The 21867-nt window shown below is 39.5% G+C and carries 19 protein-coding genes; all 19 read left to right on the top strand.

Features of this window, described 5'->3' with window-relative positions:
- Nucleotides 1-375: 375 nt before the first annotated feature.
- The 19 genes from EO112_RS01280 to EO112_RS01185 all read left to right on the top strand — a co-directional run bounded on the left by EO112_RS01280 (nucleotide 376) and on the right by EO112_RS01185 (nucleotide 21861).
- Nucleotides 376-1641, top strand: a complete 1266-nt coding sequence (locus tag EO112_RS01280) for an N-acetylmuramoyl-L-alanine amidase (protein ID WP_127011104.1) — start codon at nucleotides 376-378, stop codon at nucleotides 1639-1641.
- 3 nt (nucleotides 1642-1644) lie between these two features.
- A complete protein-coding gene (locus EO112_RS01275; RefSeq protein ID WP_009353602.1) occupies nucleotides 1645-2199 on the top strand; it encodes a GerMN domain-containing protein in 555 nt (184 codons plus the stop codon).
- A gap of 113 nt (nucleotides 2200-2312) precedes the next feature.
- Complete coding sequence (locus tag EO112_RS01270; protein WP_127162573.1) at nucleotides 2313-3854, top strand: glycine betaine ABC transporter substrate-binding protein; 1542 nt, start codon at nucleotides 2313-2315, stop codon at nucleotides 3852-3854.
- Nucleotides 3855-4583: an ABC transporter ATP-binding protein gene (locus EO112_RS01265; RefSeq protein ID WP_127162571.1), complete on the top strand. Its 729-nt coding sequence runs from the start codon at nucleotides 3855-3857 to the stop codon at nucleotides 4581-4583.
- A 216-nt stretch (nucleotides 4584-4799) separates the two neighbouring features.
- Nucleotides 4800-6740: a thiamine-phosphate kinase gene (thiL, locus tag EO112_RS08320; protein WP_206168560.1), complete on the top strand. Its 1941-nt coding sequence runs from the start codon at nucleotides 4800-4802 to the stop codon at nucleotides 6738-6740.
- Nucleotides 6737-7210 carry a tRNA (adenosine(37)-N6)-threonylcarbamoyltransferase complex ATPase subunit type 1 TsaE gene (tsaE, locus tag EO112_RS01250; protein ID WP_127162568.1) on the top strand — a complete coding sequence of 158 codons (474 nt, stop codon included), beginning with the start codon at nucleotides 6737-6739 and terminating at the stop codon, nucleotides 7208-7210. Before thiL ends, tsaE begins: the two co-directional genes overlap by 4 nt.
- Nucleotides 7207-7995, top strand: coding sequence for a tRNA (adenosine(37)-N6)-threonylcarbamoyltransferase complex dimerization subunit type 1 TsaB (gene tsaB / locus EO112_RS01245; protein WP_164723927.1), 789 nt, complete (start codon nucleotides 7207-7209; stop codon nucleotides 7993-7995). The genes tsaE and tsaB overlap by 4 nt, the downstream gene beginning before the upstream one ends.
- Nucleotides 7995-8447, top strand: a complete 453-nt coding sequence (rimI, locus tag EO112_RS01240; RefSeq protein ID WP_127162564.1) for a ribosomal protein S18-alanine N-acetyltransferase — start codon at nucleotides 7995-7997, stop codon at nucleotides 8445-8447. The genes tsaB and rimI overlap by 1 nt, the downstream gene beginning before the upstream one ends.
- Nucleotides 8444-9484: a tRNA (adenosine(37)-N6)-threonylcarbamoyltransferase complex transferase subunit TsaD gene (gene tsaD, locus EO112_RS01235; protein WP_127162562.1), complete on the top strand. Its 1041-nt coding sequence runs from the start codon at nucleotides 8444-8446 to the stop codon at nucleotides 9482-9484. The genes rimI and tsaD overlap by 4 nt, the downstream gene beginning before the upstream one ends.
- On the top strand, nucleotides 9477-10937 hold the full coding sequence (locus EO112_RS01230) for a sensor histidine kinase (protein ID WP_164723926.1): 1461 nt from the start codon (nucleotides 9477-9479) through the stop codon (nucleotides 10935-10937). Before tsaD ends, EO112_RS01230 begins: the two co-directional genes overlap by 8 nt.
- Nucleotides 10915-11487, top strand: coding sequence for an ANTAR domain-containing response regulator (locus EO112_RS01225; RefSeq protein ID WP_062403101.1), 573 nt, complete (start codon nucleotides 10915-10917; stop codon nucleotides 11485-11487). The genes EO112_RS01230 and EO112_RS01225 overlap by 23 nt, the downstream gene beginning before the upstream one ends.
- Nucleotides 11488-11660: 173 nt before the next feature.
- Entirely contained in the window at nucleotides 11661-11939 is a 279-nt protein-coding gene (gene groES / locus EO112_RS01220) for a co-chaperone GroES (RefSeq protein ID WP_038144714.1), read from the top strand.
- A 42-nt stretch (nucleotides 11940-11981) separates the two neighbouring features.
- Nucleotides 11982-13610: a chaperonin GroEL gene (gene groL, locus EO112_RS01215; protein ID WP_127135461.1), complete on the top strand. Its 1629-nt coding sequence runs from the start codon at nucleotides 11982-11984 to the stop codon at nucleotides 13608-13610.
- A 365-nt stretch (nucleotides 13611-13975) separates the two neighbouring features.
- On the top strand, nucleotides 13976-15445 hold the full coding sequence (locus EO112_RS01210) for a catalase (RefSeq protein ID WP_062403095.1): 1470 nt from the start codon (nucleotides 13976-13978) through the stop codon (nucleotides 15443-15445).
- 346 nt (nucleotides 15446-15791) lie between these two features.
- Complete coding sequence (locus EO112_RS01205) at nucleotides 15792-16211, top strand: DoxX family protein (RefSeq protein WP_062403092.1); 420 nt, start codon at nucleotides 15792-15794, stop codon at nucleotides 16209-16211.
- 566 nt (nucleotides 16212-16777) lie between these two features.
- Nucleotides 16778-18031 carry a diaminopimelate decarboxylase gene (locus EO112_RS01200; RefSeq protein ID WP_127061967.1) on the top strand — a complete coding sequence of 418 codons (1254 nt, stop codon included), beginning with the start codon at nucleotides 16778-16780 and terminating at the stop codon, nucleotides 18029-18031.
- 608 nt (nucleotides 18032-18639) lie between these two features.
- The gene (gene sufC / locus EO112_RS01195; RefSeq protein ID WP_127061965.1) at nucleotides 18640-19383 is read left to right on the top strand and encodes a Fe-S cluster assembly ATPase SufC; all 744 of its coding nucleotides are present in this window, start codon (nucleotides 18640-18642) and stop codon (nucleotides 19381-19383) included.
- A gap of 9 nt (nucleotides 19384-19392) precedes the next feature.
- Complete coding sequence (sufB, locus tag EO112_RS01190; protein ID WP_009353634.1) at nucleotides 19393-20802, top strand: Fe-S cluster assembly protein SufB; 1410 nt, start codon at nucleotides 19393-19395, stop codon at nucleotides 20800-20802.
- Between the two features lie 9 nt (nucleotides 20803-20811).
- Entirely contained in the window at nucleotides 20812-21861 is a 1050-nt protein-coding gene (locus EO112_RS01185; RefSeq protein ID WP_062403086.1) for a SufD family Fe-S cluster assembly protein, read from the top strand.
- Nucleotides 21862-21867: the final 6 nt, after the last annotated feature.

The raw sequence follows: 21867 nt of genomic DNA, 5'->3' as shown, positions 1-21867 counted from the left end.
GTTCATAAGATATTTGTGGGTTCTTACCATTAGAGGACTACAAGTAGGTTATGAATGATCGAGTGGAAAGCTCTACATAACATGTATATATAAAAGTAAGAAACATAAGTAGGCATGTATTATAGTCAGTTTTGATGGATACATAAAGCCTACTTATGTTTCTTTTTTATTTTCTTTTTATATACTGTATGAAATGCTCAATGTAGTGAATCTTTTCTAGAAATACAGAAGCAGATGCTAGTTCTGGATTTTAGATAAAATTGTAAAAAGAATAACTTTTATTACTTTTTCATGTATATAGCTCACAAGTATGGTATAATTAAGATACTGTCTAAAGGAAAACTATCCAGTGCAACATAGATTGGAGTGAGATATTTGCGTAAGTTATTTGCCCTATTGGGTATGTTAGTATTGGTGTTACCAGTTCTGTTTGGTGTCACGAAGGCTGCGAATGTGACAGATCTTCATTGGGTGACAAGAAATGATGCACCAATTCCTTTTGTGAGAATGGTCTTTAGTTTATCAAGTCCTGTTCATGCTACGGCTTCTATCAGTGCTAGTGGTACATCGACTACATTAGTGCTAAAAAATGCTACTCTAGCAGGAGCACCTACATCAATTATGATGGATGATGGTATTGCTAAAAGTGCAACACTTTCACAACAAGGACAAGATACGCTAGTAAAAATTGAAACACCAAAAGCTATTGATGTAGAAGATTTAAAAGTATTTACATTAAAAAAAGACACTGTAAATAATAAGCCATACCGTATGGTGGTGGATATTCAGAAAAAAGGGGTGGCTCCACGAGAAAACTACTATGGGAAAAAGCCTGTAGTGGAGGCTAAATCTGCTGTAGCTGCTAAACCAGTGGTAGCTACTACATCTGCAGAGGTAAAACCTGTTGTACCTAAGGAAATACCAAAACCAGTGGCTAAGGTGGAGAAACCTAAGGCAAACTCACCGGCAAAAACAGAATCCAAGGAAGGACCTAAAAAACCAATTGTCTTACCAACAATCCCAGAAAAACCAGTGCCACAATCAGTAAGTTATCGCACATCTGGTGGCATCAAGGGTAAGATTATTGTGTTGGACCCTGGACATGGTGGTAGTGATCCAGGTGCTATTGGACCAACCGGATTACAAGAGAAGCAAGTGACCTTGCCTATATCAGAATATTTAAAATCTATACTGGAAGCGAAAGGTGCTAAAGTTATCTTGACTCGTACTACAGATGTAGATGTGTATGGTCCACATGCGAGTGGTGTTGATGAATTACAAGCTCGTGTGAATGTGGCAAATGCTAATCAAGCTGATGCATTTATCAGTATCCATATTAATTCTTTTTCCAATCCTAATGTAGGTGGGATTGCTACCTACTATTTTGACGGATCTGAGCAGTCGAAAAAACTAGCTTCTTCCGTACAAGGTCAGATTGCTGATCATAGTGGATTTAATGGTGATCGTGGTATTCAACCAGGAAATCTGTATGTATTACGACACTCCTTTATGCCATCTATATTGGTAGAGTTAGGATTTATTTCAAATCCTAAGGAGGAAGGTCATTTAAAAGAATCATCTACACGACAACAATTTGCTAATGAATTAGCAAAAGGGTTGGAAATCTATTTTGGAGGTTAATTCATGAAACAATCATTACGCTATGGCTTAGTGGCTATGATGAGCGTTTGTGTCATTGCTTTGGCGGGTTGTAATTCTCAAGATTTGAAACTAGATCTAGGAAAACAAACAACCGTTCAATCGACTACATCAGAAGATAAAAAAGCGATGGATAAGATGACAAAAATTGTGGTCTATGTACCGCGACAAGATGGGAAAGGCGTAATGCCACAACCGCTTACGATTGATAAAGAGCGTAAAACGGTAAAAGATGCCATAAATTTGATGATTGAGCAAGATGGTCGTGCAGAATATCCAGTCTTTGCAAAAGGCACAAAAGTAGTAGAAACATCAAAACATGATGATACTGTGACCGTGGTATTGAATGATGACTTTTTACAGGATGCTACAGGTTTAACAGCCACACTTCGCATTGCATCTATCGTCAATACAGCAGTGGAATTTGATGGTGTACATAAGGTATATGTAAAGGTAAAAGGAGTGACCTTGCCGACGTATGGTAATATTGATTTAACGCGTCCATTGAAACAAATGAAAGATAAAATCGTAAAAGATTAAGTACTATGTTGGGGGACTCTTCATAAAGAGCCTCCAAGATTTTTATACCTTAAATTCATGGTAATTTAGTATGAAAAAAGATCTACAAACATATTGTAAAAAGGGAGGATTTGATGATACAAAATTTATTAGAAGAGTTAGGGAAGAACTGGCCATTTTATATGCATTTATTGCTAGAGCATATAGGAATTACTTTTACAGCAGTCATCATTGCCACGATTTTTGGTTTGGCTATAGGAGTGTTCATTACACGGAAGCAAAAATTGGCTAATTCTGTTATATCCGTAGTGAATATTGCTTACACCATACCCTCAATTGCTTTGTTGGGCTTTTTGATTTCTTTTACTGGTGTGGGGAATACGACGGCTATTATTGCTCTTACCATCTATGCGTTGTTACCTATCGTGCGTAGTACCTATGTAGGGATTACCACTATTGATCCAAAGATTATTGAGGCTAGCCGTGCTATGGGTAGTACAGATAGGCAAATTTTATGGAAAATACAGTTACCGCTAGCATTTCCTGTTATCTTCGGAGCTATTATGAATATGGTGACCATGACCATCGCCTTAGCAGGGATTGCCTCCTTTGTAGGGGCAGGGGGTCTAGGAGTTGCTATTTACCGTGGTATAACTACTAACAATGAAATATTGATTTGGATTGGCGGTATTTTAATTGCTCTCTTAGCTTTGGTCATAGACGGCATACTAGGCTTTATTGGTAAACTAGTAGAACAGCACAAAATGCATACCGTAGTGAATAAAAAAATAGGCTATGCATTGGGAGCTATCTTAGTGATTATTTTTGGTGTCCTGGGAATGCAACAGTATAGTAAAAATGATACCATTCACATTGCATCAAAACCTGTATCGGAAGGATACATTTTGGCGGAAATCGTGGGTACTCTCATTGAGGCTGATACTGACTTGAAGGTTAAGTACACCCATGGTGTAGGTGGTGGCACATCTAATATTCATCCTGGCATGGTGCGAGGCGACTTTGATATGTATCCAGAGTATACAGGGACATCTTGGCAAGTCGTGTTAAAACATAAGGAAGAGTACAAAAATGACAAGTTCTCCATGTTGACTGGGGAATACAAGGACAAGTATCACTTCCTATGGAAAGGTATGTTTGGCTTTAATGATACCTATAGCATTGGTATTCGTGCAGACTTAGCAAAGGAATATGGTATCCGCACATTTACTGATTTGGCGAAGTATGCAGGACAGCTAACATTTGGTGCAGAATATGATTTTTTTGAACGTGAAGATGGTTATAAAGCGTTAGCTAAAGCCTATAACTATCACTTCAAAAAGGTAGTAGATATGGACAATGGCTTAAAATATCAAGCCTTGTTTGATAAGAAAATTGATGCGATGACTGTGTTTACTACAGATGGTCAACTGTCTGATCCACGGGTTGTAGTATTAGAGGACGATCGAAACTTTTACCCAAGTTACATGGCAGGCATGGTTGTTCGTGAGGAAACGCTACAAAAACATCCTGAGCTAGAAAAGGTATTACATCGTTTGGATGGTATCTTAGATGAAAGTACTATGGCACAGCTGAATAAAAGGGTAGAAATTGATAAGGAAGACCCGAAACAAGTGGCAAAGGAATTTTTGCAATCTAAAGGATTGGTGGTGAACTAGATGAATCAGATTATAGAATATAAAGATATTGGAAAGTCCTATCAAGGGAGATGGGTGGTGAGACATTGTAACTTGACCATCAACGAAGGAGACTTTCTTTGCATTGTAGGTACGTCTGGGTCAGGGAAAACGACGCTGTTAAAAATGATTAATGGATTGATAGTACCCGACGAGGGAGATATTACTATTTTTGGAACTCGTGTCATTGATCAGGATATTATTTCTTTACGTAGAAAGATTGGGTATGCCATTCAAGGGGATGGACTGTTTCCCCATATGACAGTAGCAGAGAATATTGGGTATGTGCCTATACTAGAGGGTGCACCGAAAGAAAAAGTAGATGCTATTGTAGAACGCATGCTTTCATTAGTGGGCTTACCACTAGATAGTAAGAAAAAGTATCCTAAAGAATTATCTGGAGGTCAACAACAACGGGTTGGTATCGCTAGAGCCTATGCGAACTCGCCGAAGATATTGCTCATGGATGAACCATTTGGAGCGGTGGATTCCATTACGAGGTATCAACTACAAGAAGACTTGAAACATATTCATAAGCAAACGGACTGTACTATTGTGTTTATCACCCATGACATGCACGAAGCTTTCAAGCTAGGCACACATATCCTTGTCATGCACGAAGGTAAGATACAACAATATGGAACAACGGAGGAAGTAAAGAATCATCCGAGTAATGACTATGTGAAACAGCTAGTGGAGATGACGCGGTAGGGATATACAAATATACGGAAACATAGTAAAAGGGAATCCTTATAGGGGTTCCTTTTATTTTTGTTATCCTTTGGTCCCTAGTATGGTACAATAAGAACAACGTGTATAGAAAAGTGATATACAGATCTTATAGTTCAATTGCAATAGTATATCGTTATTATCCGTAACGGCATAGATACGTTAGTTTGTTATTACACAATGAAACGAGGTGGTACCATGCATAAGGATCCTTTTGAGGAATATATCCGTCAAGGTGAAGCTAGTCAATATGAAAAAGCTCAAGCCTGGAAGACAGCTATTGGTTTACAAGCTGTCGATGGGTTGACGCCGTCTGCCTATTTAGTAGACTTAGCAAAGAAGAATATTGAAGGGCAGATGTCCCTACAGGTTCTTCATACATTGTTGGAAAATTATTATGAATCCTATCCGAATCAAGAAGATAGAACAGCAGAAGCGGATATAGTATCACTTCGTATGTCGGAGTTGCTCTTAGAGAAAGCTTTCAGTTTTACGCCGAATGAGTACCTATCGATTCATAGACAATTGTTTACAGATATCTATGCCCATGCGGGCAGTATACGAGATTACAATATCACAAAAAAGGAATGGATTCTCGATGGTGATACGGTGACCTATGGTAGCGTGTCTGAACTAGGGGCAACCTTACGCTATGACATAGAGCAAGAAAAAAATTTTTCCTATGCCAATTTGGATATGTCAGAGACGATTCGTCATTTGGCTACTTTTGTTGCCAGATTGTGGCAGATTCATGTATTTGGTGAAGGAAATACGAGAACGACCGCTGTATTTTTTATTAAATATCTCCGCACCCTAGGCTTTACAGTGACGAATGATATGTTCGCCAACCATGCGTGGTACTTTAGAAATTCTTTAGTACGAGCCAATTATCAAAATTTGAAACTAGGAGTGTATAGAACAACGGAATATTTAGAACGTTTCTTGCAGAATTTGTTGTTAGACGAAAGCCATTTGTTATCGAATCGTTGTATGCATATTTATAGTACTAACGGGAACATAGAGGAAGAAAGCATACAATATAATGACAATGGGTATACTATCAGCAGGGATGCTATATCAGATTATGATGCTACTTCGGAGAGTGAAACTGCGGAGGACATGCGCTGTCATATGGAAAATAGTACTAATGTACCTGAGGGTAGGGTATCGTCGCTTGATGAATTTGCTCTAATCGACAAATTAACTCAACATAGTATCTACAATCCTACGTACGTAAAGGTCGGTGTTGGTGATGACTGTGCTGTCTATGATACGCCTTGCGATGTGGATCAACTGGTTAGTACGGACATGATGGTAGAAGGCATCCACTTTAGTGAAAGCACCACCACTCCTTTTGATGTAGGGTATCGATTGGGGGCAGCAAACATTAGCGACATAGCAGCGATGGGTGGCACCCCACGGCATATGGTGGTGTCTATTGCAGTACCTAAGGGGCGACATACGTCCTATGTAGAAGAAGTTTACAATGGGTTGCGTAGGATATGTGCAGACTACGATGTGAATATCATCGGTGGTGATACGGTATCAACGGAAGGACCTTTTGTGATTTCCGCCACAGTCTTTGGAGATGTTCCAAAACATCAATCTGTTTTACGCAGTGGAGCGCAGGATGGTGATGCAGTGTTCATCACGAATTATCTGGGATTATCGTATGTAGGTTTACATAGTTTGTTGGAAGGTAGTAAGGTCTATCCCGTGAGTCAATCTGTCCATCAACGGCCCATTCCTCATGTAGAATGTGGTATAATAGCAAGAGACTTAGGTGCCACGTCTATGAACGACATCAGCGATGGCTTGTCCAGCGAGCTCAATGAGATTGCAAAAGCATCGCAGGTGATTATTTATATTGATGAAAGTGCGTTGCCCATCCATCCAGAGGTTCAGGCCTATTGTGAAAGTCATCAGATGAGTCCTTATCTTCCTATGTGGATAGGGGGGGAAGATTTTCAGCTAGTGGGAACTATTCCAGCTGATAAAGCAGAGGCGTTGCCGGCTGAGACTTTCACCATCATTGGGTATGTCAAAGCAGGCAATGCACAGGTATTAGTAGACCGTGATGGACAATGGATGAGAGTGGAACCTAAAGGATATAATCATTTGGATAAAGGAATACTATGAACACCATACAATATACAACACACTCCGTAGAGGAAACGTTGGCTCTAGGTTATAGCCTAGGGAATTTTATGAAAGACTATGAAAGTCCTATATGTATTGCCCTAGATGGCACGCTAGGGGCAGGGAAAACGCATTTTTCCCAAGGGATTGCAAAGGGCTTTGGAGTTACAGAAGAAGTGACAAGTCCTACATTCGCCTTGATGAACACCTATGAAGTAGATGGTTCTAACTTGTACCATTTCGATTTGTATCGAATGGACTCGGTAGAAGAACTGGAAACCATCGGCTTTTACGAATATACAGAAGAAACAAAGTCCGTTGTGGAATGGGCTAGTAAGTTTGTCGATGAATTACCAGATACGACAGTGTGGATTGAGATTTCTGTCGGTGATGATGGATCTCGTCAATTTACAGTTCGTACGGACTTACTTTCAGCGGAAACATTACAATGCATAGGAGAGAACCTATGATTTTAGGAATTGAAACGAGTAGCGCCATTGCTAGTGTAGCGGTAGGAAATAACAAAGAAATACGCAGCGAACTCATTGTACAGGCAGGGCTTACTCATTCTGAGCAATTGGTGCCACATATTGAAACGGTGCTGACAACGGGGAAAGTAAAGAAATCTGACATTACCGGCATTGCTGTAACCATTGGGCCTGGTTCCTTTACAGGCTTGCGCATTGGCTTGGGCACGGCAAAGGCCTTGGCTTATGCTTGGAATATACCCGTAGTAGGCGTGCTCACCACTGATGTGTTAGCCCAAAGTTTTATGTATTCTAACTATCGGGTATGCACTGTCATTGATGCACAAAAGAAACAGGTCTATGGCCGTCAGTATGAGTGGAATGGCGCGGATATGATTGCTTTAGATACAATAGAAGTACATCAAGTAACTGAATTGCTAGAGAAATTAGTACAACTATCTGGAGATACTCCAGTGGTCATCGTAGGGGATGGTCTGAAGCGATTGGAAAAAGAATATGCTCTAGGTGTAGAAGAAGGCCGTATTGACCCTATTAGACTTGTTATCGGTCATGAATCGAAACAACGCCCACGGGCATCTCATGTCATTCAAGTGGCATTACCACAATTCGTGAGTGGTACGATTCCTGATGCGCAGTCCATTGAGCCATTCTATATTCGTAAATCGGAAGCGGAAGTGGTGTGGGATGAGAAAAATAAAGACATCTTAGCTACTGGTAACTATGTGGAACCTACGGTAGTAGTCCGTGAAGCAGCAGGTGAACGATAATGGTCACATTACGAGAAGCCTTACGAAGTGATATTGAAGGTATCTACCAAATAGAGACGGCCTGTTTTTCAACACCTTGGTCAAAGGAAGCTCTATTAGATGATTTAGAAGTAGAAGATAAGCTATACCTTGTGGCAGAAGCAGAAGATGGCAAGATTATTGGTTATGCAGGATCTTGGTTAGTTTTGGATGAAGGGCAGATTACGAATATTGCCATACATCCTGAACATCGTCGTGCAGGTTATGGATCTAAAATGACTCGTAAGTTAACGCAAATGCTCCGTAAACAAGGAATGAAGCATATTTTTTTAGAAGTGCGTGTCTCCAATATTGCAGCTCAAGCCATGTATCGTAGACTTGGCTTTACAGCGGTAGGAGTACGCAAACAATTTTATTCAGATCCAGTAGAAGATGGGCTGATTATGAGGAAAGAAATGGAGGAACTGGCATGAGTATCTACACACTAGCTATTGAAACTAGTTGTGATGAAACATCGGTAGCAGTGTTGCAAAATGGCAGAACGGTCGTTTCTAATGTAATTTCCAGTCAAGTACCCATACATAGAAAGTTTGGTGGTGTTGTTCCGGAAGTGGCGTCTCGACATCATATAGAACAGATTATGCCAGTTATTGACCAAGCTTTGGTAGATGCGAATATGACATTAGATGATATGGATCATATCGGTGTCACTTATGGGCCTGGTTTAGTAGGAGCTTTGTTGGTAGGGGTGTCAGCGGCGAAGGCTCTGTCCTTTGCAAAAGATATTCCTTTGATAGGCGTTCATCATATGGAAGGTCACATCTTTGCAAATTTCTTGTTACACCCTGATTTAGAACCGCCTTTCTTGTGCTTAGTGGTATCTGGTGGGCACACCATGATTGTTCATGTGACAGATTATGAAAGCTTTCAGGTATTAGGACAAACACGTGATGATGCGGCAGGTGAAGCCTTCGATAAAATCGCTCGCGTATTAGGCTATCCTTACCCAGGAGGGCCACATATTGATGCGTTGGCGAAAGTGGGAAATCCGGATGCCATAGAGTTTCCAAGACCCTTATTAGAAAAAGGAAATTTCGATTTTAGTTTCAGTGGCTTGAAGTCGGCTGTTCTTAATTATATCAATGGAAAACAACAAAAAGGTGAATCCATCTGTCATGAAGATGTAGCAGCCTCCTTTCAAAAGGCCATTACGGACGTATTGGTAGAAAAAATGAAAGAAGCGGCTCATACATTAGGAGAAACGAAAATCGCTCTAGCTGGTGGCGTGTCGGCTAACAGTGGATTGCAACGAGATTTACAAGCCATGTGTGAAGCAGAAGATTTGACTTACCTCACAGCGGGATCTATGTTGGCTACAGATAATGCAGCTATGATTGGTTGCCGAGCCTATTATATGGCACAAGCTGGTAAATTCAGTAACTACACTTTGAATGCAAAGCCGTCCATTCCCTTGGGCAGTGATTTGTGGAAAGGAAACCAACATGATTAGTTGGAAAGACAGCCTAGACAAAGAAACAGATTTATATCCTACACAACAGGCTTTACTATTGCAGTTCTCTGAACGATTAAGCTTTGGTAAAGCTATCAGTGAGCAAGGGGTGTCCCTCTTAGTGCAAGCTAAGGACGGACACCTTTTACTCAGTGGAGCGTTGGATAGTCGTCATACGGGGACAGTACAGAAATTAGACATACCCCTAGAGCATCCGATTCAACAGATATTAGATACAGGAAAACCTTTTGCAGGCCTATTGGAGTGGGAAGAAGAAACAGATAGTGGGGTTACAGTAGAAACCTATCACGCTTATATCTATCCTATTGTAGATAATGGAGGCAAATGTATTGGTGCTTGTGCCTTTACTAATCCTGTGTCTGAAGTGTATTCTAATCGTTATGATGAATTTATGTCCATGGTATCACAGACTACGTTTCAAGGAATGTTAGTACCACAATTACAACAACCTGAGTTATATGATGGGATTTCCGTATTAGATGGAATTATTTTCTTTGAACAGGATGGAACTATTTTATATGCGAACCGTGCTGCGAAAAAATTAGGGGATATATTTGGTATCGACAGACGCATACAGGGTACATCAATCTATAGCAGCACATTGAAAGTAGGTCGTATTAAAAAGGCTTTAGAAGATAGACTAGGTACGATTGACGAAGAATTATATGGTGATATTGCCTTGCGACAAGTGATGATTCCCGTTGTTCTTGGAGTTAGATGGAAACGTGGTATTTTGGTGTTACAAGATAAGACGGAGCTTCGAAAACGGGATCAACAGTTACTAGTAAAAAATTCTGTCATTAAAGAAGTCCATCATCGAGTGAAAAATAATTTGCAATCTGTAGCGGGTTTATTGCGCATGCAAAGTAGAAGAAGTACTTCCGAAGATGTAAAACAAGCCTTACAAAACAGTATTCATCGGATTGAAAGTATGGCTCTTGTCCATGAAATCGTGTCTAATTTTGATGAAGACTATGTGGCGTTGCGCAGTATTATAGAAGAACTGTGGCGCTTGTTGCGACAAGGGTTAGGGTCTTCTGAGCAACGCATAGACATGGAATATATTGGAGAAGACATTATTATGTCATCTCACAAAGCCAGCTATGTGTCCTTGGTAATGAATGAACTCTTTTCCAATCTTTTTAAACATGCTTTCAAAGATAGAATAGAAGGTCAAGTACAGGTAGAGGTACGAGACGTAAGGGACGTTGGACATCATGACATGCTACACATTAGTATCCGTGACTCAGGCTGTGGTTTGCCAGACGATTTTGAAAGTACTAGAAAGAGCCATTTAGGATTACAGATTATAGAGAATTTAGTGCGAAATGAATTGGATGGAAGAATTTCTTGGACATCTAAAGGAACAGGGACTGTGGTAGATATTTGGATACATAAAGGAGAAGAGTATGCGCGTCTTAGTAGTAGATGATGAGTCGCTCATTCGCATGGACTTGCGAGATATATTAGAAAGCCAAGGTCATACCGTTGTAGGGGAAGGTTGTAATGGTGTAGAGGCTATTCAACTATGTCAAACAGTACAACCAGATATAGTATTGATGGATGTGAAGATGCCTGAATTAGATGGCATAGAAGCGGCTCGACAAATTCGCCATCAACGATTGGCTCCAGTGGTACTATTAACAGCGTACAGCCAAGATGATTTAATCCAAAAGGCATCTCAATCTGGAGTGTATGGTTATTTAATAAAACCTCTACGAGAATCGGACTTAGGTCCAGCTCTACAGATGGCTATGGGTCGTTTTCAAGAAGAAGAAAACTTGCTAGAACAGGTCAAAGGATTGGAAAGTTCCCTAGAAGAACGAAAATATGTGGCGAAAGCGACGGGCATATTGATGAGTTTACATGGATTTTCTGAGGAAAAAGCGTACGAGAAAATACGAGCTTTCAGTATGGATAAACGCATTAGCCTCGTGGAAACTTGCAAAAAGATTATCGCAGCTCATGAAGCAAAATCATAAAAAAATTATGGCTGCTATGAAGCAAAGTTTTAACTATGAAAAAGTATTTAGTCAAAAAGTCAAAAAAGACTTGCAAAAATTTAAAAATGATTTATAATAATACTTGTGATTAGCACTCACCACTCTTGAGTGCTAACATCGATATTATAGTGTATAAGAGAAGAGGTATAACAATGAAACCATTAGGCGATCGTGTCATTATTCGTGTATTAGAAGTAGAAACAAAAACGGAAAGTGGTATCTTTTTAGCATCTTCCACAAAAGAACGTCCATCTGAAGGTACGGTTATTGCTGTGGGTCCTGGTAAATTATGTGACAATGGCGAACGTGTAGCACCAGAAGTTAAAGTGGGCGATACAGTTATGTTCTCCAAATATGCTGGTACTGAGTTCAAAATTGATGGCATTGACCATTTAATCATCAGCGAAAAAGATATTTTAGCAGTATTATAATCTGACCAAAGAAGGGGACAACCCCATATAGGAGGCTATACAATGGCAAAAGAAATTTTATTTAACGAAGAAGCACGCCGTGCATTAGGCCGTGGCGTTGATCAATTAGCAAATGCAGTAAAAGTAACATTAGGACCTAAAGGTCGCAATGTAGTATTAGAGAAAAAATTTGGTGCCCCAACAATCACTAACGATGGTGTGACTATCGCTCGCGATATTGAACTTCCAGATCCATTTGAAAACATGGGTGCTCAATTAGTGAAAGAAGTTGCTACTAAAACTAACGATGTAGCTGGTGATGGTACAACTACTGCTACAGTCTTGGCGCAAGCTATGATTCAAGAAGGTATGCGCAATGTAGCAGCTGGTGCTAACCCAATGATCCTTAAAAAAGGTATCGAATTAGCCGTTAAAAAATTAGTGGCTGAAATTCAATCCAAAGCGATTGATGTAAATGGTAAACAAGACATTGCTCAAGTAGCATCCGTATCTGCAGCTGACGAAGAAATCGGCGCATTGATCGCGGAAGCAATGGACCGTGTAGGCAACGATGGTGTTATCACTGTAGAAGAATCTAAAACATTACAAACTGAATTGAACGTAGTAGAAGGTATGCAATTTGACCGTGGCTACTTATCCCCTTACATGGTGACTGACCCAGATAAAATGGAAGCAGTTGTGAACGAACCATTGATCTTGATCACTGACCGCAAAATCTCCGTTATCGCTGATTTATTACCAGCTCTTGAAAAAGTTGTAAAACTTGGTAAAGAACTTGTGATCATTGCTGAAGACGTAGACGGCGAAGCATTGGCTACATTAGTAGTGAACCGCCTTCGTGGTACATTAAAAGCAGTGGCTGTGAAAGCTCCTGGTTTTGGCGATCGTCGTAAAGCTATGTTAGAAGATATCGCTATCTTAACTGGCGGTGTTGTCATCAGTGAAGAAGTGGGCTTGAAATTAGAGAATGTAGATTTAGAACACTTGGGTACAGCTCGTCAAGTTCGCATTACAAAAGACGAAACTATCATCGTTGATGGTAATGGTAATAAAGACGTGATTGCTCGTCGTGTAGCACAAGTTCGCGCACAAGCAGAAGAAGCTACTTCTGAATTCGATAAAGAAAAATTACAAGAGCGTTTGGCTAAATTGTCTGGTGGTGTCGCTGTGATCGAAGTAGGTGCAGCAACAGAAGTGGAATTAAAAGATAAAAAACTTCGCATCGAAGACGCATTGAACGCTACTCGTGCAGCTGTAGAAGAAGGTATCGTTGCAGGTGGTGGTACTACATTAATCGATATCATCCCAGCATTAGACGGTATCGAAGCAACTGGCGATGTATTGACAGGTGTAAATCTTGTTCGCCGTGCTGTGGAAGAACCACTACGCCAAATCGCTTACAATGCAGGTTTAGAAGGTTCCGTGGTAGTAGAACGCGTAAAATCTACTGAAAGCGGCATCGGTTTCAATGCATTAACAGAAGAATATGTAGACATGGTAAAAGCTGGTATCGTGGACCCTGCTAAAGTAACACGCTCTGCTTTACAAAATGCAGCATCCATCGCAGCATTAGTATTAACTACTGAATCCATTGTAGCTGACAAAGTAGATGAAAATGCTCCAATGATGCCTCCAATGCCTCCAATGGGTGGTATGGGCGGTATGATGTAATTTCAGATTGCATCCGTGGATCGCAGTATTGACTAAGTAAATACTATGGGGACTGTGAAAGAATAGAGGACTATTCTTTCATAGTCCCTTTTTGTTATATGGGATATATAGAAATGCCCTTGAATGCCTTGGGTATCCTTCTGGGGTATAGTTTCATATATATATGGATGATATATAATTAATAACTTGATAATGTTATAGTTAATAACATGAAGAATAATGAAAATTAATGGAAAATCATTATTGACAATACATAGAAAAAGTTTTATAATTACATCATAAAGTAACGGATAATTATTATCCGTTGTAAAAGATATAGGTTTTAATTTTATTATAATATGTATAAGTTTACAAAGGAGAAAGTTATGAAAGAAGAAAAATTGACAACAGCCTTTGGTGCTCCAGTGCCGGATAATAACAACAGTGCTACAGCTGGAAAACGTGGTCCTGTATTGATGCAAGATGTGTGGTTGATGGAAAAATTAGGCCACTTTGCTCGTGAAGTGATTCCCGAACGCCGTATGCATGCGAAAGGATCCGGTGCATTCGGTACTTTCACAGTGACAAACGACATCACTAAATATACAAAAGCAAAAGTATTCTCTGAAGTAGGTAAACAAACTGATTTGTTTGTACGTTTCTCCACAGTAGCTGGTGAACGTGGTGCCGCTGATGCGGAACGTGATATCCGTGGTTTCGCTGTGAAAATGTACACAGAAGAAGGTAACTGGGATTTAGTAGGTAACAACACACCAGTATTCTTCATCCGCGATCCATTGCAATTCCCTGATTTGAATCGTGCGGTAAAACGTAATCCTGAAACTAACTTGCGTGACGCTACTGCAAACTGGGATTTCTGGACTAGCTTGCCAGAAGCAATGCACCAAATCACGATCGTTATGAGTGACCGTGGTATTCCTGATGGCTACCGTCATATGCATGGTTTTGGTTCCCACACATATAGCTTAATCAATGCAAACGATGAACGCGTATGGGTGAAATTCCACTGGGTATGCCAACAACCAATTAAAAACTTAACAGAAGATGAAGCAGCTGCTATCATTGCGAATGACCGTGAAAGTGCACAACGTGACTTATTTGACGCGATCGCTAAAGGTGATTTCCCTCGTTGGAAATTATACATTCAAGTGATGACAGAAGAACAAGCAGAAGCTCTTCCATACAATCCATTTGACCTTACAAAAGTATGGTATAAAAAAGACTTCCCATTAATCGAAGTAGGGGTAATGGAATTGAACCGCAACCCAGAAAACTACTTCCAAGATGTAGAACAAGCTGCATTTGCTCCATCCACAATCATTCCTGGTATTGGATTCAGTCCTGACCGCATGTTACAAGGTCGTTTGTTCTCCTACGCTGATGCACAACGTTACCGCTTAGGCACAAACTATCCATCCATTCCTGTGAATGCGCCTAAATGCCCATTCAATTCTTACCATCGTGATGGACAAGGCCGTGTAGATGGCAACCATGGCGCTACTATTGGATATGCTCCAAATAGCTTTGGCCAATGGGCTAACCAACCACAATACAAAGATCCAGGATATGACGTGTCTGGTAAAGCATACCAATACGACTTCCGTGAAGATGATTCCGATTACTACACACAACCTGGTAAATTGTTCCGTCTCATGACTCCAGAACAACAACAAGTATTGTTTAGTAATACAGCTCGCAATATGGCAGGAGTTCCATTGTTCATCCAAGAACGTCATGCTAAACATTGCTATGCATGTGATCCTGCATATGGTGAAGGCGTAGCGAAAGCATTGGGTATTACAGTAGATTTCTCTACACCTGCTGACATCGGGTAACACTTGCAGCGCTATTCAGTCTATGGCGTTCCTTTGAAAATAGCATAATAGTAGGAGTGCGACACATTCCCTCACAAACGGTATTTCATAATGTTTGTTCGGGAACATGTCGCACTCCTTTTGCGTTGTCGTTATTTTAGCAAAGGAAACGCCATAGACTTCTACGCACAACTGCGTTCAAGGTGGTAGGGGAACATGGGGCAATCGTATTAAGCAATTCTTGGTAGGATATAAGGTATAGGGGTATGTATAGAATTGCATTTAGGAGAGTGGTAAGGTGTTATGGTATACTTATGTATATTAGTTAATTAATTGTAAGAAAATTTGTTGAGGGAAGGATACACATATGGTTCATTTTTTATTGCGTGGTAAACCTACGTATGTTAACTTTGGAATATTGGTGTTGCGATTAGCTCTTGGTATCTCTATGGTCTATCATGGATATGTGAAGTTCTTAAGTGGCGCATCGGGATTATATAAAGTAGGTGCTATGTTAGGATCATTAGGATTGCCTGGGTACTTTGAAGTGTTTGGAGCTTTTGCAGCAATTTGTGAATTTATTGGTGGTATGTTGGTTGTTTTTGGATTATTTACACGCTTTGGAGCGTTGTTATTAGCTGGAGTTTTGTTTACAGCTACGATTCTTCATATAGATGCAGGTTTCTTTGCATGGGATTATCCATCACAAATGGGATTTGCTGCACTGGCTATATTCTTTATGGGTGGTGGACGATATAGTGTAGATGCGTCTTTATTTGGGAAGTAACTTGTTGTGCTATGTAGTCTGTGGCATTCTAAACTGAATAGAAGTAAAGGGAAGAGCACGGTATACTCCTCACAAACGGCACTACGTAATGTTTGTTCGGAGCACACCGTGCTCTTCTTGAGGCTATCTAATGTATGCAGTAAGGAACGCCACAAGTCTACTACGCTCAATTGCGTTTCTTAAGGAGGAGCACGCCATCGGCTTTTGTGCTTGTGTAAACTAAGTAGTAAGAAACGTTACAAGGCTACTATTTGCAACGGCATTCCATAGGTGAGATTATGTTTTTATAAGTCATATATATCATTTAATATATACATTCTATAGAATCTTTACAATTCTATAGAATGTATGTTACAATACGTTACGGTATTCCTGGATTACCTTTAGCTTGATGGCATAGTGTTATGTATATCTTTCATAGGTAATTATATATCTTATTAAGGCTTAGGCGAAATGTGTAACCCCTTATTGAGATAATACAGAAAGAGTGCCTATTGTTTAATATATTGCTATGTTACAGAAAGAGGCTGTCACATAGTACATTACAAATAGATTGAGGAGTTAAGATGAACGCAAAGACAACACCATTTACAAAGGAACAATTAGAAATGATTATCGCGCAATATCCAACGCCGTTCCATATTTATGATGCGAAAGGTATTATGGATAATATGCGCTCATTTTTAGATGCTTTCAGTTGGGCACCAGGGTTCAAACAATATTTTGCTGTGAAAGCAACGCCAAATCCATATATTATGAAAATGATGAAAGAAATCGGTATTGGTGCAGACTGTTCCTCTATGGCAGAACTAATTTTGAGCGAAAAGGTGGGGATCACAGGAGATGACATCATGTTCTCCTCCAATGATACGCCGTACGAAGAATACAAAAAAGCGATGGATTTAGGTGCGATTATTAACCTAGATGATATTACGCACATTGCCTATTTGGAACAACATGGTGAGTTGCCAGATCGTTTTTGTTTCCGTTATAATCCAGGTTCTTTAAAAGAAGGTGGTAACACAATTATCGGCCTTCCGGAAGAAGCGAAATATGGCATGACGGAAGCACAAATCATGGAAGCTATCAACTACTTAAAAGGAAAAGGTATTACTAACTTCGGTTTACATACGATGGTGGTATCCAATGAACTAGATGTTGATGGCTTAGTAGGCACGGCTGAATTGATGTTTAACCTAGCATTGCGTGTGAAAGAACAAACTGGTGTAGAAGTATCTTTTATTGACCTTGGCGGTGGTATTGGTGTTGCTTATAAACCAGAGCAGACTCCAGTAGATTATAAGGTGTTAAGTGCAGGTGTAAAAGCAGCCTATGACCGTTTGATTACAGGAACTGGTCATAGCCCGATTCAATTGGCATACGAGTGTGGTCGTATGGTGACAGGTCCTTATGGGTATTTGGTGGCTACAGCGATCCACAAAAAAGATATTTATAAACATTACATTGGCTTAGATGCATGTATGTCTAACTTGATGCGTCCAGCTTTATATGGCTCGTATCATCATATTACTGTGATGGGAAAAGAAAATGAGCCAGCTAACATGACCTATGATGTGACTGGATCTTTATGTGAAAATAATGATAAATTTGCCATCGATCGTCAATTACCAAAAATTGACATGGGCGACCGCATTGTGATTCATGATGCTGGTGCTCATGGTCATGCTATGGGCTTCAATTACAATGGTAAATTACGCTCCGCAGAGCTATTACTACATGAAGATGGCAGTGTCACACAAATTCGCCGAGCAGAAACACTAGATGATTATTTTGCTACATTAGATTTTTCTAATTTATAAGTAGAAATGTAAAGGGCTGTTCTTTACGATAGTTATTTAGGCTAATATAGACATATGCTTTAGTTACTTCTGAGACATTGTTATACATCTCAGGGAAATAGAGTATATGTCTATTTATATATAATTAGCATCTAATCGTGAGGGGCAATCTATTAGAGTTGGTATATAATTGTGTAGGATAAATTGCAAGTCTATATTTATAGAAATTGAGTGTAGTTATATGAAGAGAGTAAAATGCTTTATATCCCTAAAAAAATATGGGAATAGCATTTACAATATTGAGAAAATTCGGTATAATAAACATTGTTGAGTCTCTTGGTGGAGAATTTAAATTTCAATATGCTATAAATGAATAGATGATATGTTAATATATCATTAAAATCATAGTAAAATAGTAGAAATTACCTTGCGGTTCGAGTCTATACACAGTATAATATAAATAGTATATTTACTAAATTAGATTTAAGCCAAAGTGGCGTTCTCATGCTATGAATATAACAGCGGATTACACTTTGGTGGAATCCGTTTTTTTACGGTATTCAACATATGCTAAGACCTAACGAGTCTTCTTTTGTATATAGTAACTTATTTGATAAGGAGTGACATACGTGGCAGAATTACTTCGCGTAGAAAATGTGCGTGCCTCTATTGAAGAGAAAGAAATCTTAAAGGGCATCAATTTAACAATTAATAAAGGTGAAATCCATGTAGTAATGGGCACAAACGGTGCTGGTAAATCTACATTGGCCAATGTAATCATGGGCAACCCTGCTTATGAAGTAACAGAAGGCTCCATCGTATTTGATGGTGAGAATATCACTGAAGAAGCTGTAAACGATCGTGCGAAAAAAGGTATTTTCATGTCTTTCCAACATCCAATTTCCGTGCCTGGTATTACAGTAGAAAACTTTATCCGTACGGCTAAAAACACAATTACTGGTGAAAACGTACGTGCTTTAGCTTTCAAAAAAGAATTGAAAGCAAAAATGGAAGAATTATCTTTCGATACTTCTTACGCTAACCGTTATGTGAACGAAGGTTTCTCCGGTGGTGAAAGAAAGAAAAATGAAATTCTTCAAATGTCTATTTTGAATCCTAAATTGGCTATCCTTGATGAAACTGATTCCGGTCTTGATGTAGATGCTGTTCGTATCGTATCTGAAGGTGTAAACCGTTTCCATAATGAAGAGAATGCGGTGCTAATCATCACTCACCATAATCAAATTCTTCAAAAATTAAATCCAAACTATGTACACATCTTAATCGATGGCCGTATTGTAAAAACTGGTGGCCCTGAACTCGTTCGTGAAATCGAAGAAAAAGGCTACGACGCATATAAAAATTTAGTATAGGAGGATTTCATGGAAGCGAGAAAGAAAACTCAAATTGAGGAGATGGATCGCGGCGTCTATGACATTCGTAATGAATTTGATTTCTCCTATAAATCAGAAGCTGGTTTAACAGAAGATATCATTCGTGAAATATGGGCTAACAAAAATGAGCCACAATGGATGTTAGATTTCCGTTTAAAATCTCTTGAAATTTACAATCAATTAGAGGTTCCTAATTGGGTGCCAGATATTAGCGCCTTAAATATGGCAGATATTGTGACCTATGTAAAACCTAAAATTGATATGAAAGAAGACTGGAACGAAGTTCCAGAAGATATTAAAGAGACATTTGACCGTCTGGGTATCCAAGAAGCTGAAAAAACTTCTTTGGCTGGTGTAGGCGCTCAATATGACTCTGAGGTTGTATATCATAGTATTCAAGAAGACTTGATTCGTCAAGGCGTTGTATATACTGATATGCAGACAGCACTACACGAACATGAGGATATTGTAAAACAATATTTCATGACATTAGTGCCACCTACAGATCATAAATTTGCAGCTTTACACGGTGCAGTATGGTCTGGCGGTTCCTTCGTGTATGTACCAAAAGGAGTGACTGTAGATATTCCATTGCAGTCCTACTTCCGTTTGAATGCACCAGGCGCAGGTCAGTTTGAACATACTTTGATTATTGTAGAAGAAGGCGCGAAAGCACACTTTATTGAAGGTTGTTCTGCACCAAAATACAATGTAGCTAACTTACATGCTGGTTGTGTTGAGTTATTCGTAAAAGATAATGCTACATTACGTTATTCTACTATTGAAAACTGGTCTAAAAACATGTACAACTTGAATACAAAACGTAGTCGAGTTGGTAAAAATGGTACAATCGAGTGGGTATCTGGATCCTTCGGATCTGCGGTATCTTGCTTATATCCAATGAGTATCTTGGCTGGTGAAGGCGCGCATTGTGAATTCACAGGCGTTACATTTGCTGGGGAAGGACAATATTTGGATACAGGGGCAAAAGTTATTCATGCCGCACCACATACAACAAGTAATGTTAACTCTAAATCTATTTCTAAGAGTGGTGGTACAGCGATTTACCGTGGTGTCTTGAACATCGGCAAAAATGCAGACCATTCTAAAGCGACAGTATCTTGTGAGTCCTTAATGTTAGACCAAGAGTCTCAATCCGATACTATTCCATCTATTACTATTGAAAATGACAATGTCGATTTAGGGCACGAAGCAAAAATCGGCCGTATTTCCGATGAAGCAATTTTCTACTTAATGACTCGTGGTATTAGTGAAGAAGAAGCAAGAGCAATGCTTGTACGTGGTTTCGTAGAACCAATTTCTAAAGAATTACCATTAGAATATGCGGTAGAAATGAATAATTTGATTACCTTAGAACTTGAAGGTTCTATCGGATAGGAGGTTAGGATGAGCAACACATTACATTTTAATGAATTGCCTAGACCGACTTTCCGTTGGTTAAAGGTAAATCATACAGAAGGCAATGTATGGGCTGGTACAGAACGTGCTACAGTGACAGTTGAAGGGTCCAAGCACATTGTAACAGACATTACAAATAAAGAACTATTAGAACCCTCTTATGAAGGTGTCCATGCTGGTGCGTTGCGCGATGCATCTCATCACTTTACACATGGCTATCACATTCAAGTGCCAGCTGGTGCAAAGGAAGCATTGACCATAGTTCTTGATGTACAAGGTGCTGTCAGTGAAAGAACACGCTTACAAATCGAAGCGGAAAAAGACTCTACCCTAGAGTTAACGCTTTGCTTGAAAGGTGAAGCTACTGATGGTCATGTGGGGTTACTTTCAGAAATCGTGTCCCACACAGGGGCATCCGTAGTGTTCAAAAAAGTGCAGTTGCTAACTGGTAAGGTACAACAATTTGAACATCGTTATACACGAGTAGAAGAGTCTGGTCATGTAGAGTTCATCAATATTGAGTTGGGTGGCTCTGAAAATTTCTTAAACTATCAAGAAGATTTAGTAGGAGACTACGCAGAAGTAGAACATGATTTAGGCTACTGCGGTACTGGTACGCAAGTATTTGACATTGCCATGTTAATGAAACATATCGGTAAAAAAACAATTAGTAATATTAATAACTTAGGTGCATTGAATGGTTCTTCTAAAAAATCATTCCGTGGTACCTTAGATTTCTTGCGTGGTAGCTTGGCATCTGAAGGTGCAGAAGAAGATACATGTTTGCTATTAACTCCACAAGTTAAATCCATTTCTTTACCATTATTATTGTGTAAAGAAGATAATGTATCTGGTAATCACGCATCCAGTGCTGGTCAATTAGACCCAGCCAAATTATTCTATTTAATGAGCCGTGGTTTCAACGAAGAGGAAGCAAAACATATCATCGTAGAATCCATGTTACGACCATTGATTGATCGTATTGGCAATGAAGAAATGGAAGAAACTGCCTTAGCAGTACTACGACAAAAAATATAATTGAGA

Source organism: Veillonella sp. VA141 (assembly GCF_003992175.1).
Lineage (GTDB): Bacteria > Bacillota > Negativicutes > Veillonellales > Veillonellaceae > F0422.
Note: the sequence above shows the minus strand (reverse complement) of the source record. Positions and strands in the feature narration are given on the sequence as shown.

What these genes read in the sequence shown, in the direction of transcription:
- EO112_RS01275 (WP_009353602.1), top strand. Translation starts at nt 1,645, where the DNA reads ATGAAACAATCATTACGCTATGGCTTAGTGGCTATGATGAGCGTTTGT.
- EO112_RS01270 (WP_127162573.1), top strand. Translation starts at nt 2,313, where the DNA reads ATGATACAAAATTTATTAGAAGAGTTAGGGAAGAACTGGCCATTTTAT.
- EO112_RS01265 (WP_127162571.1), top strand. Translation starts at nt 3,855, where the DNA reads ATGAATCAGATTATAGAATATAAAGATATTGGAAAGTCCTATCAAGGG.
- thiL (WP_206168560.1), top strand. Translation starts at nt 4,800, where the DNA reads ATGCATAAGGATCCTTTTGAGGAATATATCCGTCAAGGTGAAGCTAGT.
- tsaE (WP_127162568.1), top strand. Translation starts at nt 6,737, where the DNA reads ATGAACACCATACAATATACAACACACTCCGTAGAGGAAACGTTGGCT.
- tsaB (WP_164723927.1), top strand. Translation starts at nt 7,207, where the DNA reads ATGATTTTAGGAATTGAAACGAGTAGCGCCATTGCTAGTGTAGCGGTA.
- rimI (WP_127162564.1), top strand. Translation starts at nt 7,995, where the DNA reads ATGGTCACATTACGAGAAGCCTTACGAAGTGATATTGAAGGTATCTAC.
- tsaD (WP_127162562.1), top strand. Translation starts at nt 8,444, where the DNA reads ATGAGTATCTACACACTAGCTATTGAAACTAGTTGTGATGAAACATCG.
- EO112_RS01230 (WP_164723926.1), top strand. Translation starts at nt 9,477, where the DNA reads ATGATTAGTTGGAAAGACAGCCTAGACAAAGAAACAGATTTATATCCT.
- EO112_RS01225 (WP_062403101.1), top strand. Translation starts at nt 10,915, where the DNA reads ATGCGCGTCTTAGTAGTAGATGATGAGTCGCTCATTCGCATGGACTTG.
- groES (WP_038144714.1), top strand. Translation starts at nt 11,661, where the DNA reads ATGAAACCATTAGGCGATCGTGTCATTATTCGTGTATTAGAAGTAGAA.
- groL (WP_127135461.1), top strand. Translation starts at nt 11,982, where the DNA reads ATGGCAAAAGAAATTTTATTTAACGAAGAAGCACGCCGTGCATTAGGC.
- EO112_RS01210 (WP_062403095.1), top strand. Translation starts at nt 13,976, where the DNA reads ATGAAAGAAGAAAAATTGACAACAGCCTTTGGTGCTCCAGTGCCGGAT.
- EO112_RS01205 (WP_062403092.1), top strand. Translation starts at nt 15,792, where the DNA reads ATGGTTCATTTTTTATTGCGTGGTAAACCTACGTATGTTAACTTTGGA.
- EO112_RS01200 (WP_127061967.1), top strand. Translation starts at nt 16,778, where the DNA reads ATGAACGCAAAGACAACACCATTTACAAAGGAACAATTAGAAATGATT.
- sufB (WP_009353634.1), top strand. Translation starts at nt 19,393, where the DNA reads ATGGAAGCGAGAAAGAAAACTCAAATTGAGGAGATGGATCGCGGCGTC.
- EO112_RS01185 (WP_062403086.1), top strand. Translation starts at nt 20,812, where the DNA reads ATGAGCAACACATTACATTTTAATGAATTGCCTAGACCGACTTTCCGT.